Here is a 17,461-nt window from a genome sequence, read left to right as displayed (position 1 = left end):
GGCGCCCCCGCCACCGCCCGGCCACGACAGGGGCCTGACAACCCCCAGGGGCTAGCATGGCGACGTATCGTCCGGTACCCCTCGCGGACTGGAACGGAAGGCCTTCCCCGCGTGAACGCAACACAGCAGGCCCGCCCTGCCCGGCTCACCGTCGGTGTCGTCGGCGCCGGCCGCGTCGGCCCCGCGCTGGCGCGTGCCCTGCAGCTGGCCGGACACCGGCCCGTCGCCGTGTCCGGCGTCTCCGACGCCTCCCGGCGGCGTGCCGCGGAGATGCTGCCCGACGTGCCACTCGTACCGCCCGCACAGGTGCTCGAACGCGCCGACCTGGTGCTGCTCACCGTCCCCGACGACGCGCTGCCGCCGCTGGTGGCGGGCCTCGCCGAGACCGGTGCGGTCCGGCCCGGCCAGCTGCTCGTGCACACCTCCGGCCGGTACGGGACGGCCGTACTCGATCCCGCGCGGCGGGCCGGCGCCCTGCCGCTCGCCCTGCACCCCGCGATGACCTTCACCGGAACCACGGTCGATGTGGACCGGCTGGCCGGCTGCTCCTTCGGAGTCACCGCCCCCGACGAGCTGAGGCTCGCCGCCGAGGCGCTGGTGATCGAGATGGGCGGGGAGCCCGAGTGGATCGCGGAGGCCTCCCGTCCGCTCTACCACGCAGCCCTCGCGCTGGGCGCGAACCACCTGGTCACCCTGGTCGCGCAAGCCATGGAACTGCTCCGCACGGCCGGGGTCGAACACCCCGACCGGATGCTCGGCCCGCTGCTCGGCGCGGCCCTCGACAACGCCCTGCGATCCGGGGACGCCGCCCTGACCGGGCCGGTGGCCCGCGGCGACGCCGGGACCGTTGCCGCCCATGTCGCGGAACTGCGCAAGTTCGCCCCCGGCACCGTCGCCGGCTACCTCGCGATGGCCCGTACCACCGCCGACCGCGCCCTCGCCCAGGGCCTGCTCAAGCCCGAACTCGCCGCGGACCTGCTCGAGGTCCTGGCGGACACCACGGCAGACGGCGCCGGGGGACCTCGAGGAGGGGACGGACGATGACCACCAAGCTGATCGGCACCGGCGAGGAGCTCCACACCCTCCCCCGGCACGGCCGCCGCGCCGTCGTGATGACCATGGGCGCCCTGCACGAGGGCCACGCCACCCTGGTCCGCGCCGCCCGCGAGCACGCCGGCCCCGACGGCCAGGTCGTCGTCACCGTCTTCGTCAACCCCCTCCAGTTCGGGGCGGGCGAGGACCTCGACCGCTACCCCCGCACCCTCGACGCCGACCTCCGCATCGCCGAGGACGCCGGAGCCGACGTGGTGTTCGCCCCCGCCGTCGACGAGGTCTACCCCGGCGGCCACCCGCAGGTACGGATCTCCGCAGGCCCCATGGGCACCCTGCTGGAAGGCGCCACCCGCCCCGGCCACTTCGACGGCATGCTCACCGTCGTCGCCAAACTCCTCCACCTCACCCGCCCCGACACCGCCTTCTTCGGCCAGAAGGACGCCCAGCAACTCGCCCTGATCCGATGCATGGTGACCGACCTCAACTTCCCCGTCGGGATCGTCGGCGTGCCCACCGTCCGGGAGTCCGACGGGCTCGCCCTGTCCAGCCGCAACCGCTACCTGTCCGCACCGGAGCGCCGCACCGCGCTGGCCCTCTCCCGCGCCCTGTTCGCCGGCCGCGACCGGCTCGCCGCGCAGGCCGCGCTCGCCGCCCGCGCCGAAGCCACCGGCTCCACCGAGGCCCGGGCCACCGCCCTCGCCAAGCTCGGCGAAGCCCGCGCCTCCGCCGATGCGCACGCCGTCTCGGTGGCCGGCGCCGGACTCCCCGACGCCGTACGGGCCGCCGCCCGGGGCGTGCTCGACGACGCGGCCCGCGCCGAGGAGCCCCTGGTCCTGGACTACCTCGCCCTCGTCGACCCCGCAGACTTCACCGAGATCCCGGCCGACTTCACCGGCGAGGCCGTCCTGGCCGTCGCCGCGAAGGTCGGGACCACCCGGCTGATCGACAACATCCCATTGGAGTTCGGAGCACACGCGTGAGCACCTCGTCAGGCAGAGCCACCACCGGAGACGGCAGCGGGACCGGCATACGGCTGCACGCCCCCGCCCCCGGCTGGGCCCTCGACGCCGACGTGGTGGTCGTCGGCTCCGGAGTCGCCGGCCTGACGGTCGCGCTGCGCTGCGCCGCCGCCGGCCGCCGTACCGTCGTGGTCACCAAGGCCCGGCTCGACGACGGGTCCACCCGCTGGGCGCAGGGCGGCATCGCCGCCGCGCTCGGCGAGGGCGACACCCCCGAACAGCACCTCGACGACACCCTGGTCGCCGGCGCCGGACTCTGCGACGAGACCGCCGTACGCCTGCTCGTCACCGAAGGCCCCGGCGCGGTCCGCCGGCTGATCGCCACCGGCGCCGAGTTCGACCGGGACGCCGACACCGGGGAGATAGAGCTCACCCGGGAAGGCGGCCACCACCGCCGCCGCATCGCGCACGCCGGCGGCGACGCCACCGGCGCGGAAATCTCCCGCGCACTGGTCGAGGCCGTGCACGCGGCCGGGATCGAGACGGTCGAGAACGCCCTTGTCCTGGACCTGCTCCAGGACGCCGAAGGCCGCACCGCCGGAGTCACCCTGCACGTCATGGGCGAGGGCCAGCACGACGGCGTCGGCGCCGTCCACGCCCCCGCCGTGATCCTCGCCACCGGCGGCATGGGACAGGTCTTCTCCGCCACCACCAACCCGTCCGTGTCCACGGGCGACGGGGTCGCGCTGGCGCTGCGTGCCGGAGCCGAGGTCTCCGACCTGGAGTTCGTCCAGTTCCACCCGACCGTGCTGTTCCTCGGCCCGGACGCGGAAGGACAGCAGCCGCTGGTCTCCGAGGCCGTGCGGGGCGAAGGCGCGTACCTGGTGGACGCGGACGGGGTCCGGTTCATGACCGGGCAGCACGAGCTCGCCGAGCTCGCCCCCCGCGACATCGTCGCCAAGGGCATCATGCGCCGCATGCAGGAGCAGGACGCCCGGCACATGTACCTGGACGCCCGGCACTTCGGCCGGGAGATGTGGGAGCAGCGGTTCCCCACCATCCTCGCCGCCTGCCGCTCCCACGGCATCGACCCGGTCACCGAGCCGATCCCGGTCGCGCCCGCCGCGCACTACGCGAGCGGCGGCGTACGCACCGACCTGCGCGGACGCACCACCGTGCCCGGGCTCTACGCCTGCGGCGAGGTCGCCTGCACCGGCGTCCACGGCGCCAACCGGCTCGCCTCCAACTCCCTGCTGGAAGGCCTCGTCTTCGCCGAGCGGATCGCCGAGGACATCGTCGCGCACCCGCCCGCCCCGGCCGCCCCCGGCGTTCCGGTGCCCTACCGCGGCCCGCTGCTGCCCGCCGAGGCCCGCCTCGACATCCAGCGGATCATGACCCAGGGTGCGGGCGTGCTGCGCTCCGCCGACTCGCTGCGCGCCGCCGCCGACGCCCTCGACTCGCTGTACGCCGCCGCCCTCTACAACCTGGAGATCCACGGCAAGACCGCCGAACCCGGGGTGGACACCTGGGAGGCCACCAACCTGCTGTGCGTCGCCCGGGTCCTGGTCGCCGCGGCCCGCCGCCGCGAGGAGACCCGCGGCTGCCACTGGCGCGAGGACCACCCCGAGCGTGACGACGCCGAATGGCGACGGCACCTCGTGGTACGCCTGTCCCGGACCGAGAAGCGCGCCCTGGTCGTGACCGAGACCGACACCGCGGACTTCCCGTCCGTGGACACGCCCCTCCGCACCCCCGTGCACCCCATCCTGAGCCAGGAGTCGTAACCGTGAGCACCTCCGAGCAGCACGACCACGAACACGAGCACGACCACGAGCACGAGCTCGAGCACGACCACGAGTACGAGCTCGAGCACGCCGAACTTCCGCTGATCGGCCAGAACGCCGAGGGCGGCGGCTGCGGCGACGACTGTGCCTGCGGCGGCGAGGAGTCCGGCCTCGACCCGGCCCTCGCCCAGCTCCTGGCGGACGCCGGCCTCGATCCGTACGAGGTCGAGGCGATCGCCGAGATGGCCGTCTCCGAGGACCTGGACGGGGGCGTGGACGTCACCACCGTCGCCACCGTGCCGGAGGACGCCACCGCCACCGCCGACTTCACGGCGCGCGAGGCCGGTGTCGTTGCGGGGCTGCGGATCGCCGAGGCCGTGTTCTCGATCGTGTGCACCGACACCTTCGAGGTCGAGCGGCATGTGGAGGACGGCGACCGGGTCGAGGCCGGGCAGGTCCTGCTGTCCGTGACCGGGCGCACCCGCGATCTGCTGACCGGCGAGCGCAGCGCGCTGAACATCGTCTGCCGGCTGTCGGGCATCGCGACGGCGACCCGGCAGTGGGCGGACGCCCTCGAAGGCACCGGCGCGCGGGTCCGGGACACCCGCAAGACCACGCCGGGGCTGCGCTCCCTGGAGAAGTACGCGGTCCGGTGCGGCGGCGGCGTCAACCACCGCATGTCGCTGTCGGACGCGGCCCTGGTGAAGGACAACCACGTGGTGGCGGCGGGCGGGGTCGCCCAGGCGTTCAAGGCCGTCCGGGCCGCCTTCCCCAACGTGCCGGTCGAGGTCGAGGTCGACACCCTGCACCAGTGCCGCGAGGCCATGGACGCGGGCGCCGACCTGATCCTGCTCGACAACTTCACCCCGATGGACACCGAGGAAGCCGTCATCCTCAACCGCGAGCACAACAAGGGGCGGGCCGTCCTGGAGTCCTCCGGCCGGCTGACCCTGGAGAACGCGCGGGCGTACGCGCAGACGGGCGTCGACTACCTGGCGGTGGGCGGGCTGACGCACTCCTCGCCGATCCTGGACATCGGCCTGGACCTGCGCGACTCGGGCGAGCCGCGCGAGGCGGTGTAACGGATGCTGCTGACCATCGACGTCGGCAACTCCCAGACCGTGCTGGGGCTGTTCGACGGACCCGAGATCATCGAGCACTGGCGGATCTCCACGGATCCGCGGCGCACGGCGGACGAACTGGCCGTGCTCATGCAGGGCCTGATGGGTATGCACCCGATGCTCGGCAGCGAGCTGGGCGACGGGATCCACGGGATCGCGATCTGCTCGACGGTGCCGTCCGTCCTGCACGAACTGCGCGAGGTCACGCGGCGGTACTACGGCGACGTGCCGGCGGTGCTGGTCGAGCCGGGCGTCAAGACGGGCGTGCCGATCCTGACCGACAACCCGAAGGAGGTCGGATCGGACCGCATCATCAACGCGTGCGCGGCGGTGGAGCTGTACGGCGGGCCGGCGATCGTCGTGGACTTCGGGACGGCGACCACCTTCGATGCGGTGTCGGCGCGCGGCGAGTACGTGGGCGGGGTCATCGCCCCCGGCATCGAGATCTCGATGGAGGCGCTGGGGGTGCGGGGTGCGCAGCTCCGGAAGATCGAGCTGGCGCGCCCGCGGAACGTGATCGGCAAGTCGACGGTCGAAGCGATGCAGTCCGGTGTGGTGTACGGGTTCGCGGGGCAGGTCGACGGGGTCGTCACGCGGATGGCGAAGGAGCTGGTCGGGCCGAACGGCGACCCGGACGATGTGCGGATCATCGCGACGGGCGGGCTGGCGCCGATGGTGCTGGGCGAGTCGGCGGTGATCGACGACCACGAGCCCTGGCTGACGCTGATCGGCCTCCGGCTGGTGTACGAGCGGAACGCACCGAACTTCACGTGACGGATGTACGAAGGGCCAGAGGCGGGTCACGCGCTTGAGCTGCGCGACCCGCCTTTGGTGTGGGTGAGGCCCGCTCCTGGCGGGGCCCGCTCTTTTGCCCCTCTCGGGGTTTCCCGCCCGCCCCCCTGCGGGCTCTGGGCGGGCAGAGTCCGGCGGTGGGGCGGGGTTGTTTCGGCTCCGTGGGCCGGAGTCCAGACCCGGAGCCGCAGCTGCGGGGCTCGCAGCGCGGGCCCGCTTCTTTGCCCCCCTCTCGGGGCCGGGGCGGGCCGGGGTTTCCCGCCCGCCCCCGCGGGCTCTGCCGTGACGGAGTCCGGCCGTGCGGCGGGGCTGCTTTGCCTCCGCTGGGCGGAGTCCAGAGCCAGAGCTGTGGCTGCGTGGCCCGCAGTGCGGGCCTGCTTGTCTGCGTGGGTTCGCGGTGCGGGGCTCCTAGCGCGGGCGCGCTTCTTTGCCCCCCTCTCGGGGCCGGGGTGCGGCGGAGTTCCCCGCCCGCCCCCGCGGGCTTTGGGCGGGCGGAGCCTGGTGGTCGGGCGGGGTGTTTCGGCTCCGTGGGCCGGAGTTCAGACCCGGAGCTGGAGCTCCGGGGCGCACCCCGTGGGCCTGCTGGCCTGTTGAGCGGTGCCCTCCGCTGGCCCCGGCTGGGGGCCACGTCCGCTGCAGGGCGGGGGCCGGGGTGGCGGGGTTTCGCGTGGGCGGTGTCAGGTGGTGTCCGGGGGCTGCCCGTCAGTCCCAGTGTCGTTCCGTGTCGGCCGTCGGCTTCAAGGGCGCTCGCTGCGCTCGCGTCGCTTCGCGATTCCGCTTCGCTTCACCCTTGACCCCGCCGTCCGCCCCGGAAAGACAAGGACTGTCGGGCGGCCCCCGGGGGAGGGCCGGCATGGGGGACGTGTCCCAGACGCGGGCTCGCGAGGGTGGCGGGGCGGCGGCTGCCGCCCGACCGGCCGCCCTTGCGGGCGGAGAGCTCCGATTCCTCGAAGCCGGGGCCCAGTTGGCCCGGCGGAGCCCCCGGGCGCGGCAGATTGCTACGCGCTCCGGCCGGTTTGGCGGCCCAAGGCCGTGAGAGATTGCTACGCGCTCCTGCCGTCGGGTGACAGATCAGCTGCAGTCCCCGAGGGCGACGGTTTCGGTTCTTTCGAATTCTGGGAGAGTGGAGGAGAACGTCGAAGGGATGCACCATGCGTGGCACGGTCGAAGACAGGACTCTTCTGCCCGAGCATCGAGCCGAGATCGCGGAGCTGTACGCCTATCTGGATCGGCCTACCTCCACGGTCAGGCCGGCGATACTGCAGGGACCGGACGGATCCGCACGAACATTGCCTGCAGAGGTGCACGAGGCGCTGCTGCTCGTGGTGAAGGCGTTGGCCGAAGGCAAGGCGGTCACGATTGCGCCCGTGCACACGACTTTGACTACTCAGGAAGCAGCGGATCTGTTGGGCGTGAGCAGGCCCACCCTGGTGAAGATCCTGGACCGCGGTGAGATCCCGTACTCGCGGCCCGGCCGCCATCGGCGGGTGCTGTTGACCGACGTACTCGAGTATCAGTCGCTGCGCCGAGGCCGACGTCGTGCAGCGCTGGATGAACTCGTCCATCTCACCGAGCAGTCAGGGCTCTACGAGGACTGACTGGGGAACTCTGTGCTGAGGGTTGTGCTCGATACATGCGTTCTCTATCCCAAACTAACCGCTCTGGTCGGCTGACATCCTGGACGAGCTCCAGCGCAACATCGCCAAGAGGACGAACGAGGCGACGGCCAAGCGTCTGGTCGTCGCGATGAGTGCTGCGTTTCCCGACAGTGTGGTGACGGGATATGAGGCGTTGATCCCAGCCATGCGGAATGACCCCGAGGACTGACACGTCCTTGCCGCGGCTGTCCGGGGCGAGGCGGATGCTGTGGTCACTCTCAATCTTCGCGATTTCCAGACCGATGCCGTGTGGCCCTACGAGATCGATGTGCTCACACCCGATGAGTTCCTGCTGGGCGCTCTCGATCTAAGGCCGACGGACACGATGTCGGTTCTTGCCGGCGCGGCATCACCTTTGCCGGCCGTCCAGGCGCGCGGAGAGGGCCGGTTGTGCGAAGTCGGGGCCGGATATCCGGCCCCGATGGGGTCGTGCGAATGCTGGTGGTGGTCAGACCGGGGGGCGGCCTGGGGTGGGGGTTGGGGGAGGGGACGGGAGTGGGGGGCCCGGGTTGGGTGGGGGTTCCGGGTAGCCCGGGTTGCGGTGCTTTTCCATCGTGACCTTGGCCCAGCTCAGGCGGTAGACGCCCAGCGGCGGGAAGAGTTCCACGCGGACCGGGTAGCCCTGCTCCGCGCAGGAGAGGCAGAGCAGGTCGCGGCATGTGCCGAGTGGTGAGGTGCGTACCGCCTGGACCGGGTCCCGCCAGCACGCTTCGCAGGTCACGACGTCCGTCGCGCTCGTGACGAACTCGGCTGTGATCACTCGTTCACCTCGATTCCTTGTCGATCTCGACCCACACCGTGTCGCCGTCGTGGGTGCGCAGATGGCCGTAACGAGCCCCTTGGGCAAGCGCGCCGAGGATCGCCACGTGCGTCGTCGGGGCGAGTTCTTCGGGGAGGTCCGCCTCGATCCGGATGCCGTCGACGGTGCTGACCAGCCGCGGCTCGGCGCCGGTCGCGGCGGCGAGCAGGGCGGCCAGGGCCGCGGCCTGGGTCTCGACGGAACGCACGGGGCCCCCTCAGGGTGAGCGGTTGGTCGCTCATCGTAATGCTGAATGCTCAGCTTCGACCTGATGGGTTAGCTTGTCAACGTCGGGAGAGATAGGGACAGGACGGCCCAAATGCCCCGTGAGACTGCGTACTTGCAGGTGGCCGATGCGCTCCGCGCCCGCATCGAGGCCGGGGAATGGCCGATTGGCGCGAAGCTGCCTTCCCGGGCCCGTTTCGCGCAGGAGTACTCCGTCGGCCAGAGCGTCGCGCAGCGCGCCATGGAGCGGCTGATCATCGAGGGGTTCCTGGAGGGACGTGCCGGTTCCGGTACGTACGTCCGGCGCCCGCGCAAGCGGCTGCGGCTCGTACGGTCGCGGCAGCGGGCGGGGCGGACCGGGAGTCCGTTCCATGCCGAGGTGGCGGGGCTGGGGCAGGCGGGCAGCTGGGAGTCGCGCTCGGAGGCGCGGGTTCCGGCGCCGGAGTCCATCGCGGCCCGGCTCGGCATCGCGCCGGGCGATCCGTGCGTGGTGACGCGCTACGAGTTCCTGGCCGACGGCCGGCCCGTCCAGCTCTCCGAGTCCTGGGAACCGCTGGCCCTCACCGACCGCACGCCGGTGGCGCTGCCCGAGATGGGGCCGCTGGCCGGGGCGGGGGTCGTCGAGCGGATGCGGGCGATCGGGGTGTCGGTGGTCAGGGTGGTGGAGGTGCCGCGGCCGGCCCGCGCGGGCCAGGAGCAGGCCAATCTGCTGGGGATCAGCGTCGGTGACCTGATCACCGAGATCGAGCGCACCTACTACGACGCCGCCGGGCGGCCCGTGGAGACCGCCGACATCGTGGTCGCGGACATCCGCTCGGAGATCGTTTACGAGTTTCCCGTCGAGTGATTCCGGTGCGCGCCGCGCCCGGGGTGGGGATATGGGGGGATTTTGTCGGATTAGCGCGTATCTTCAGCCCATGCCCACGCCCTTCGGATCCCGTGGCGGTATGGCGTTCAGCGCTGCTGAGCTGCGCGTACTGCGACGGTCTCTCGCCCATGCCCTTCAGTCCTCCGCCGGCCCCCTGACGGCCACCGAGGTGCAGGGCTGCCTGCAGCTCGCGCAGGCCGTCGATGATGCCGTCGACGAGGCCGGGCGGCTCAGAGCCTTCCTGCTGGAGGATCTCCGGCGGTACCGGGAGGCGCTGCCGGGGAGCCTGGGCGGGTACCTGGAACTGCTGCAGGACGCCCTCGCTGCGGGGTACGAGCCCGGGGCCGACGATCTGGCGGCGCTGCGGGCGCTGCGCCGGAACCCGGTGGCCGCGGCGCTGCTGGAGCGGGCGCAGGTGATCGCCGAGCGGTCCCTCCGGCGGCGGCTCGGCGCCCCGGCACCGCGCACCCGGCTGCTGGCCATCGCCGGCGGCCGGGACGAGGGCAAGGGCGAGGGCGAGGGTGAGGGCGGCAAGGAGGAGGGCGGGAAGCCTGTGCCGGCGCCCAAGCCGACGCCGGAGCGGCCCATTCCCACGCCGGGCGAGGTGTTCCCGCCACGCCGCAAGCCGACGCCGCCCCCGGCGGCTGCCTGCGTCGCCGGGTAGCTACGCTAAAGGGCATGGACTACGTTTCCGCGCTCGTGCCCCCCGTCGTGATGGCCGTGTTCTTCATTGCTCTCGTCGTGACGATCGTGAAGAGCCAGGGCGGCAGCAACAAGGCCAAGGAGGATGCCGCGGTCGACGCCGTGGTGGCCCGCGCCGAGGCGGCTCAGCAGAAGCGCAATCCGTAGTTATAGCGCTGACGGGCGGTGCGCCCGTTTTTCTTGGAGGGTGTCGGGCGAATAGCCGGGCAATTGCGGACATGCAGGACTATCGTGCTGTTGTGCCTCGCCCCTTGGGAGAACTCGAAGACGCCGTCATGACGCGGGTGTGGCAGTGGAACCGCCCGGTCACTGTTCGGGAAGTGCTGGAGGATCTCCAGCAGGAACGCTCCATCGCGTATACGACGGTCATGACCGTCATGGACAACCTTCATCAGAAGGGCTGGGTCCGGCGCGAGGCCGAAGGGCGCGCCTATCGCTATACGGCGGTCTCCACCCGCGCCGCCTACTCGGCCGCACTGATGAACGAGGCCTGGTCCACCAGCGACAACCCCGCAGCGGCCCTGGTGGCCTTCTTCGGGATGATGTCGGCGGAGCAGCGCGAGGCGCTCCGGGATGCCGTCCGGATCGTCCAGCACGACGATGACGATGGTGATGGCGGCGATGACGGCCATGACGGCGAGACGGAGCGGCAGGGCGGGGAGCCGGGGCGATAGCGTCCGGGCATGGAAGATGATTCGCCCGTGCAGTCGGACAACGGTGCAAATGCAAAAGCAGTGACGATCCGGCGTGCCCGTACCGGTGATGTTCCCGCACTGCGCCGGCTCCTCGACCAGTACGTGCAGCAGCGGATCCTGCTCGACAAAGCCCCCGTGACCCTTTACGAGTCCATCCAGGAGTTCTGGGTCGCCGAACGCGGCACGGACGGCCGGGTGGTCGGCTGCGGTGCTCTCCATGTGATGTGGGAGGACCTCGCCGAAGTCCGCACGCTCGCCGTCGACCTCGAGTTGAAGGGCGGCGGAGTCGGTCACCGGGTGCTGGAGCAACTGTTGCGCACAGCCCGCGAGGTGGGTGTGCAGCGGGTATTCTGCCTCACCTTCGAAGTGGACTTCTTCGCGAAGCACGGCTTCGTGGAGATCGGTGAGACTCCGGTCGACACGGATGTCTACACGGAGCTGCTCCGTTCCTATGACGAGGGCGTCGCGGAGTTCCTCGGTCTCGAACGAGTGAAGCCGAACACCCTGGGCAACAGCCGGATGCTTCTGCACCTCTGAGGGATGAGTTTGCACGCCCTATGTCCGAATCGCGTACGTTTCCCATCCAGTTGCGGTCCTGAACCTCTCCCGGGGGGTTTGTGTTTTGCAGGCAAAAGCGGTTTCCTTTCCGCGTACTGCATTTTCGATGAAAGGAAATCCGGTGGCGCAGAAGGTTCAGGTCCTTCTTGTCGACGACCTCGACGGTGGCACGGCGGACGAGACCGTCACGTTCGCGCTGGATGGCAAGACCTACGAGATCGACCTCACCAGCGCCAACGCGGAGAAGCTCCGCGGTGCGCTGGAGGAGTTCGTGAAGGCCGGTCGCCGCACGGGTGGCCGCGCTGCCGCGGGCCGCGCCAAGGGCCGGGCCGCCGCTTCGGCCGGCAGCCCGGACACTGCCGAAATCCGCGCGTGGGCGAAGGCCCACGGTTACAACGTGAATGACCGCGGCCGGGTGCCCGCCGACATCCGCGAGGCCTACGAGAACGCCAAGGGCTGACGCCGTAGCCCGGTGAGCCGGGCCCGGAGGCATTCCGTGGCCGCCGCTCCGACCAGCCGTACCAGGTCGGGCCCGGCGGACCGCCCCGGAGCTGCCAGAGACGGCAGCAGTGCCTCGCACCCCGACTCGGGGGGCCGCAGCCACACCGCGGCCCCCCGAGGGCTGTGACCGCCCGCGACGAGGGCGTCAGGGCCCGCCGGGAGGCCACCGGGCGGGACGGGGGCCGTGATCCGGCCGCCGGCCCCCAGGGCGGACAGCTCCAGGGGCACCCCGCCCCACTCCAGCCAGTCCAGCAGGCCGGGGAGCTCCTCCGCGCTGCCCGGGGCCACCAGGAAGCGCATCAGGCCCCCCGCCAGCGCCACCGGCCCGGTGGCGACCGGCCGGCGCAGCACCTGGGCACCCGCGTCCGACGGCAGCTCCAGTACGTCGTACAGCTCGCCGGTGACCAGCTGCGCGGGCGGGCCGCCCGCGACCGGCCAGCCGAGCACCCGCTCGTACCAGCGGGCGTGATCGGCGTCCCGGCGGGTGTCCGCGGCGCCCTCCGGGGCCCTCCGCGGCAGCGGGACGGTGACAGGGGCCTGGGGTGTCATGACTGCGCAACCCTCCGGGCACCCCATGGGTTACGCAGCGCACCCGGACCAATGCGGAATGTAAAGGCCGGACGGGTCTCCGTCTCACATTGGGGACGCAGGTCTGTTCGCCCTTAGCGGAGGGAACCGGTGCCGGGGGCATGGAGTGTCAGTGCTTGCGGGTAAGACATTCCTAGTGGATCGGGGCGACACGCTGATTTGACCGGCTCCCGTTCGCCATCGGCGTACTCATGTGACGGGTATCTGCCTGGCCTGCGGGAACATCGTCTCGCACCATCGGGTTGGAGCAGTTGTCGGCTGTTCAAGACGGGGAATCCTCGCTGAGATGTGGGGGTGAGCCTGGGACGGATGTCGGCAGTTGGAATGAGCTGTCCCGCCCCGCGGGACTAGCATGCGGAAGGACAGGGAGGGGACCGCCCCCTTACTGCCCGACCGCTCTGAGGAGCGATTAACGATGTTCGAGAGGTTCACCGACCGCGCGCGGCGGGTTGTCGTCCTGGCTCAGGAAGAAGCCCGGATGCTCAACCACAACTACATCGGCACCGAGCACATCCTTCTGGGCCTGATCCACGAGGGTGAGGGTGTCGCCGCTAAGGCCCTGGAGAGCCTCGGGATTTCGCTCGAGGCGGTCCGCCAGCAGGTGGAGGAGATCATCGGTCAGGGCCAGCAGGCCCCGTCCGGCCACATTCCCTTCACCCCTCGCGCCAAGAAGGTCCTGGAGCTTTCCCTCCGTGAGGCTCTTCAGCTCGGCCACAACTACATCGGCACCGAGCACATCCTGCTCGGCCTGATCCGCGAGGGCGAGGGTGTCGCCGCCCAGGTCCTCGTGAAGCTCGGCGCCGACCTCAACCGAGTCCGGCAGCAGGTCATCCAGCTGCTCTCGGGCTACTCCGGCGGCGGCAAGGAGTCGGCCACGGCCGGCGGCCCGGCCGAGGGCACCCCCTCGACCTCGCTGGTCCTGGACCAGTTCGGCCGCAACCTCACCCAGGCGGCCCGCGAATCCAAGCTCGACCCGGTCATCGGGCGCGAGAAGGAGATCGAGCGGGTCATGCAGGTGCTCTCCCGCCGGACCAAGAACAACCCGGTGCTGATCGGCGAGCCCGGCGTCGGCAAGACCGCCGTCGTCGAGGGCCTGGCCCAGGCCATCGTCAAGGGCGAGGTGCCCGAGACCCTCAAGGACAAGCACCTCTACACCCTGGACCTCGGCGCGCTCGTCGCCGGCTCCCGCTACCGCGGTGACTTCGAGGAGCGCCTGAAGAAGGTCCTCAAGGAGATCCGCACCCGCGGCGACATCATCCTGTTCATCGACGAGCTCCACACCCTGGTGGGTGCGGGTGCCGCCGAGGGCGCGATCGACGCCGCCAGCATCCTCAAGCCGATGCTGGCCCGCGGTGAGCTCCAGACCATCGGTGCCACCACGCTCGACGAGTACCGCAAGCACCTGGAGAAGGACGCGGCCCTGGAGCGCCGCTTCCAGCCCATCCAGGTCGCCGAGCCGTCGCTGCCGCACACCATCGAGATCCTCAAGGGTCTGCGCGACCGGTACGAGGCCCACCACCGCGTCTCCATCACGGACGAGGCCCTCGTGCAGGCGGCCACCCTGGCCGACCGGTACATCTCGGACCGCTTCCTGCCGGACAAGGCGATCGACCTGATCGACGAGGCCGGCTCCCGGATGCGCATCCGCCGGATGACCGCGCCGCCGGACCTCCGCGAGTTCGACGAGAAGATCGCCGGTGTCCGCCGGGACAAGGAGTCCGCGATCGACTCCCAGGACTTCGAGAAGGCGGCCTCGCTCCGTGACACGGAGAAGCAGCTGCTGGCCGCGAAGACCAAGCGGGAGAAGGAGTGGAAGGCCGGCGACATGGACGTCGTCGCCGAGGTGGACGGCGAGCTGATCGCCGAGGTCCTCGCGACCGCCACCGGCATCCCGGTCTTCAAGCTGACCGAGGAGGAGTCCTCGCGACTGCTCCGCATGGAGGACGAGCTGCACAAGCGCGTCATCGGTCAGAAGGACGCCATCAAGGCCCTTTCCCAGGCCATCCGCCGTACGCGGGCCGGCCTGAAGGACCCGAAGCGTCCCGGTGGCTCGTTCATCTTCGCCGGCCCGTCCGGTGTCGGTAAGACCGAGCTCTCCAAGACGCTCGCCGAATTCCTCTTCGGCGACGAGGACGCGCTGATCTCCCTCGACATGTCGGAGTTCAGCGAGAAGCACACGGTTTCCCGTCTCTTCGGTTCGCCCCCCGGATACGTGGGCTACGAAGAGGGCGGCCAGCTCACCGAGAAGGTGCGCCGCAAGCCGTTCTCCGTCGTCCTCTTCGACGAGGTCGAGAAGGCCCACCCGGATATCTTCAATTCCCTTCTCCAGATCCTGGAGGACGGTCGTCTGACCGACTCCCAGGGCCGGGTCGTGGACTTCAAGAACACGGTCATCATCATGACGACCAACCTGGGTACGCGGGACATCTCGAAGGGCTTCAACCTGGGCTTCGCCGCCGTGGGCGACGTCAAGACCGGGTACGAGCGCATGAAGGCCAAGGTCAACGAGGAGCTGAAGCAGCACTTCCGCCCCGAGTTCCTGAACCGCGTCGACGACACGGTGGTCTTCCACCAGCTGTCGGAGGAAGACATCATCCAGATCGTCGACCTGATGATCGCGAAGGTGGACGAGCGGCTGAAGGACCGCGACATGGGCATCGAGCTCAGCGCGGAGGCCAAGCTGCTGCTCGCCAAGCGCGGCTACGACCCGATCCTGGGCGCCCGCCCGCTGCGCCGGACCATCCAGCGCGAGATCGAGGACATCCTGTCGGAGAAGATCCTCTTCGGCGAGCTGCGCCCCGGTCACATCGTGGTCGTCGGCAAGGAGGGTGAGGGCGAGACCGCCAAGTTCACCTTCCGTGGCGAGGAGAAGTCGGCGCTGCCGGACGTTCCCCCGATCGAGGCGACGGGCTCCGGCCCGGACCTGAGCAAGGGCGCGTAGCGCTCCGGACAGCCCACAGGGGCGGCCCCGGGACCTGTAGAGGTCCCGGGGCCGCCCCTTTTGCTGTGCGGCTTGCTGTCCAGCCGTGTGTCAGCCGTGTGCCGGCCAGGGGTCGCGAGGGCGGGACTTTGGTCCTGAAACGGACATTCCGATACCCCCCACCGGTGACAAGCCGCACAGGACAAATCGGACCTACTAGGTCATCCCGTAGATCCAATGAGGTATCCGGACGAACCCTTACCCCAGTCAGAAGGCGGTCAATAGGGGCGGAAGGCTCGGTGCCTGCTACGAGGTTCCGTAGTAATTGCGGCCTTTGAGAAGTAGGCCCGACTCGGGTTACCAAAGATGAGCCGGTTCCCCCGGCATTCCACATACCCCGTCCTCGGAGGACTCACACATGTCTGCGAAGCCCTTCCGTACCACCCGCATCCGCACCGCCGTCGTCGCCACCGGTATCGGTGCCGCCCTGGCCCTCGGAGCGGCCGGAACCGCTTTCGCCGCCGTGGCCCCCCAGACCCCGCTGACCGCCAAGCTCGTCGCCGCGCAGGCCGCCGCCCAGGCGAAGCCCGCCGCCGACACCGCGCAGAAGTCCGCGGCCTGGAAGAAGCCGGTGAAGGGCTACACGCTCACCGCGACCTTCGGCAAGGGCGGCAACATGTGGACCAGCAAGCACTCCGGCCAGGACTTCGCCGTTCCGGTCGGTACCCCGGTCAAGGCCGTGTCGGCCGGCACCGTGGTCAAGGCCGGCCCGAACGGCGGCGGCGACGGCCCGGCGTACGGCAACGCGGTCGTGATCAAGCACGCCAACAACACGTACTCGCAGTACGCGCACCTGTCGAAGATCCAGGTCAAGATCGGCCAGAAGGTCGCGGCCGACAAGCAGATCGCCCTCTCCGGCAACACCGGAAACTCCAGCGGTCCGCACCTGCACTTCGAGATCCGCACCACTCCGAACTACGGCTCCGCCGTGAACCCGGTCGCCTTCCTGCGCGCCGAGGGCGTGACGATCTAACCGATGAGCCAGGAGTGCGACGGCTTGATCTTCCGGTCGAGCTTGTTGTTCTTCAGCGCGGCCACCTGATCCGGGGCGAGGGCCTGGTTCCACACCCGGACGTGGTCGAGCGGACCGATCCAGGCGCCGCTCCAGATCCCGTGGTGCCGGGCCCGGCCCAGCTGTACCGGGCCCGGGCCCGACCAGATGCCGTTCGGCACCGCGGCCGTGCCGGCCGGCTTGTCGTCCACGTACAGGGCGATCGTCTTCTTCTCGGCGTCGTAGGTGCCGGTCAGCAGCGCCCACTCCTTGACGCCCTTCGAGGCGTCGCCGACGGCCTGCACCGCCGTGGAGGCCGCGCCCTTGTCGCCGGTCTGCACCCGGAACACCCAGGATTTCTTGCCGGCCGACTCCTCGAAGCCCAGCTCGAAGGAGTACGAGACGCCGTCGCCCTGGCTGATGGCCATCCGCGAACCCCGTTCGGACACGTTGAACGCGCGCGCCGAGACCGTGAAGCTCTTCGTGACGTCCACGGCCGGCTCGGCGCCCTGCCCGTAGGAGTTGGCGCTGCCCTTGAAGCGGGCCTCGCTCCGGTTGTCCAGCTTGGCCACCGCGGCGTCCGAACCGAGCGCGATGTGCAGCCTGCCGTTGCGGTCCCGCAGCTGATTGGGCTCGCCGTCCACCGTGGGCGAGTCGTTGTCGCCCGCGGGCTTGTCCCCGGGGTCGCCCGAGGGGCCGGGCGAGCCCGAGGCCACCACGTCCGGCGTGTCCGGAGAGTCTCCCGTGGTGCCCTGCCACACGAACCAGCCGCCGCCCGCCGCGAGTACGACGGCCAGTACGGCGGCCCCGATGACCAGCGCCTTCTTCTTGCCGCGCCGGGACTCGTTGCGGTCCGCCAGAGCCTGCCAGTCCGGCTCGTCGGTGGCCTGCAGCGGAAACGCCGCCGGCTGCTGCTGCCAGTCCGGCTGCGGCGCGGCCTGCTGCGGGAACCCCGCGGCCTCCGTGGGCAGCCCGGCGGCCCAGGCCTGCGGCTCGGGCTGCGGCTGCTGGTACGGGTTGGGCTGCCCGGCCTGCGGATACCCGTATCCGCCGGGCGTCTGCCCCGCCGGGTATCCGTAGCCGCCGTTCCCCGTCGCCGGGTCGGGCTGCGGGCTGCTCGTGCGATCCGTACCGTCAGTCATGGCACGGATGCTAGAACATCAGACTTGTCGGATGAACGCCCACCG

At 70.7% G+C, this 17,461-nt stretch carries 18 protein-coding genes; 14 read left to right on the top strand and 4 right to left on the bottom strand.

Translation table 11 applies throughout. From position 1 onward, the window contains the following. Positions 1-111: 111 nt before the first annotated feature. The 6 genes from ABT123_RS20950 (at position 112) to ABT123_RS20925 (ending at position 7,307) form a co-directional block, all read left to right on the top strand. Positions 112-1,044 (top strand): Rossmann-like and DUF2520 domain-containing protein, encoded by a 933-nt coding sequence (locus ABT123_RS20950; protein WP_351316657.1) that lies wholly within the window; start codon positions 112-114, stop codon positions 1,042-1,044. Further along, a complete protein-coding gene (panC, locus tag ABT123_RS20945; RefSeq protein WP_351316654.1) occupies positions 1,041-2,033 on the top strand; it encodes a pantoate--beta-alanine ligase in 993 nt (330 codons plus the stop codon). The genes ABT123_RS20950 and panC overlap by 4 nt, the downstream gene beginning before the upstream one ends. Next, the gene (locus tag ABT123_RS20940; protein ID WP_351316651.1) at positions 2,030-3,796 is read left to right on the top strand and encodes an L-aspartate oxidase; all 1,767 of its coding nucleotides are present in this window, start codon (positions 2,030-2,032) and stop codon (positions 3,794-3,796) included. The genes panC and ABT123_RS20940 overlap by 4 nt, the downstream gene beginning before the upstream one ends. A gap of 101 nt (positions 3,797-3,897) precedes the next feature. After that, positions 3,898-4,878: a carboxylating nicotinate-nucleotide diphosphorylase gene (gene nadC / locus ABT123_RS20935; RefSeq protein WP_351316939.1), complete on the top strand. Its 981-nt coding sequence runs from the start codon at positions 3,898-3,900 to the stop codon at positions 4,876-4,878. A 3-nt stretch (positions 4,879-4,881) separates the two neighbouring features. Next, positions 4,882-5,691 carry a type III pantothenate kinase gene (locus ABT123_RS20930; RefSeq protein ID WP_351316648.1) on the top strand — a complete coding sequence of 270 codons (810 nt, stop codon included), beginning with the start codon at positions 4,882-4,884 and terminating at the stop codon, positions 5,689-5,691. Positions 5,692-6,860: 1,169 nt separating this feature from the next. Beyond that, complete coding sequence (locus ABT123_RS20925; protein WP_351316645.1) at positions 6,861-7,307, top strand: helix-turn-helix domain-containing protein; 447 nt, start codon at positions 6,861-6,863, stop codon at positions 7,305-7,307. 508 nt (positions 7,308-7,815) lie between these two features. Here ABT123_RS20925 and ABT123_RS20920 read toward each other — a convergent pair. Continuing rightward, complete coding sequence (locus ABT123_RS20920; protein ID WP_351316642.1) at positions 7,816-8,127, bottom strand: hypothetical protein; 312 nt, start codon at positions 8,125-8,127, stop codon at positions 7,816-7,818. A gap of 4 nt (positions 8,128-8,131) precedes the next feature. Further along, positions 8,132-8,374, bottom strand: coding sequence for a hypothetical protein (locus ABT123_RS20915; RefSeq protein ID WP_351316639.1), 243 nt, complete (start codon positions 8,372-8,374; stop codon positions 8,132-8,134). Positions 8,375-8,485: 111 nt separating this feature from the next. Here ABT123_RS20915 and ABT123_RS20910 point away from each other — a divergent pair, with 111 nt between their 5' ends. The 6 genes from ABT123_RS20910 (at position 8,486) to ABT123_RS20885 (ending at position 11,674) form a co-directional block, all read left to right on the top strand. Continuing rightward, a complete protein-coding gene (locus ABT123_RS20910) occupies positions 8,486-9,238 on the top strand; it encodes a GntR family transcriptional regulator (RefSeq protein WP_351316636.1) in 753 nt (250 codons plus the stop codon). Between the two features lie 70 nt (positions 9,239-9,308). Then, complete coding sequence (locus ABT123_RS20905; RefSeq protein WP_351316633.1) at positions 9,309-9,923, top strand: hypothetical protein; 615 nt, start codon at positions 9,309-9,311, stop codon at positions 9,921-9,923. Positions 9,924-9,937: 14 nt separating this feature from the next. Further along, positions 9,938-10,108, top strand: coding sequence for a hypothetical protein (locus ABT123_RS20900; protein WP_351316630.1), 171 nt, complete (start codon positions 9,938-9,940; stop codon positions 10,106-10,108). A gap of 92 nt (positions 10,109-10,200) precedes the next feature. After that, positions 10,201-10,635 (top strand): BlaI/MecI/CopY family transcriptional regulator, encoded by a 435-nt coding sequence (locus ABT123_RS20895; protein WP_351316936.1) that lies wholly within the window; start codon positions 10,201-10,203, stop codon positions 10,633-10,635. A gap of 9 nt (positions 10,636-10,644) precedes the next feature. Further along, positions 10,645-11,193 carry an amino-acid N-acetyltransferase gene (locus ABT123_RS20890; RefSeq protein ID WP_351316627.1) on the top strand — a complete coding sequence of 183 codons (549 nt, stop codon included), beginning with the start codon at positions 10,645-10,647 and terminating at the stop codon, positions 11,191-11,193. A gap of 142 nt (positions 11,194-11,335) precedes the next feature. Then, positions 11,336-11,674, top strand: coding sequence for a histone-like nucleoid-structuring protein Lsr2 (locus ABT123_RS20885; protein ID WP_351316624.1), 339 nt, complete (start codon positions 11,336-11,338; stop codon positions 11,672-11,674). On the opposite strand, the gene ABT123_RS20880 is transcribed toward ABT123_RS20885, so the two are convergent. Next, on the bottom strand, positions 11,653-12,264 hold the full coding sequence (locus ABT123_RS20880; RefSeq protein ID WP_351316621.1) for an SCO3374 family protein: 612 nt from the start codon (positions 12,262-12,264) through the stop codon (positions 11,653-11,655). The genes ABT123_RS20885 and ABT123_RS20880 overlap by 22 nt on opposite strands. 454 nt (positions 12,265-12,718) lie before the next feature. Between ABT123_RS20880 and ABT123_RS20875 the strand changes: the two genes are divergently transcribed. After that, positions 12,719-15,244, top strand: a complete 2,526-nt coding sequence (locus ABT123_RS20875; RefSeq protein WP_351316618.1) for an ATP-dependent Clp protease ATP-binding subunit — start codon at positions 12,719-12,721, stop codon at positions 15,242-15,244. A gap of 397 nt (positions 15,245-15,641) precedes the next feature. Then, positions 15,642-16,256, top strand: coding sequence for a M23 family metallopeptidase (locus ABT123_RS20870; RefSeq protein WP_351316616.1), 615 nt, complete (start codon positions 15,642-15,644; stop codon positions 16,254-16,256). Here the strand turns inward: ABT123_RS20870 and ABT123_RS20865 are convergent. Then, the gene (locus tag ABT123_RS20865; protein ID WP_351316613.1) at positions 16,253-17,416 is read right to left on the bottom strand and encodes a LamG domain-containing protein; all 1,164 of its coding nucleotides are present in this window, start codon (positions 17,414-17,416) and stop codon (positions 16,253-16,255) included. The two genes, ABT123_RS20870 and ABT123_RS20865, sit on opposite strands and share 4 nt — an antisense overlap. Between the last annotated feature and the right edge of the window lie 45 nt (positions 17,417-17,461).

It is taken from the genome of Streptomyces sp. NPDC002054, from assembly GCF_040296685.1.
GTDB lineage: Bacteria > Actinomycetota > Actinomycetes > Streptomycetales > Streptomycetaceae > Streptomyces.
This window is presented reverse-complemented; position numbering and strand designations above follow the sequence as displayed.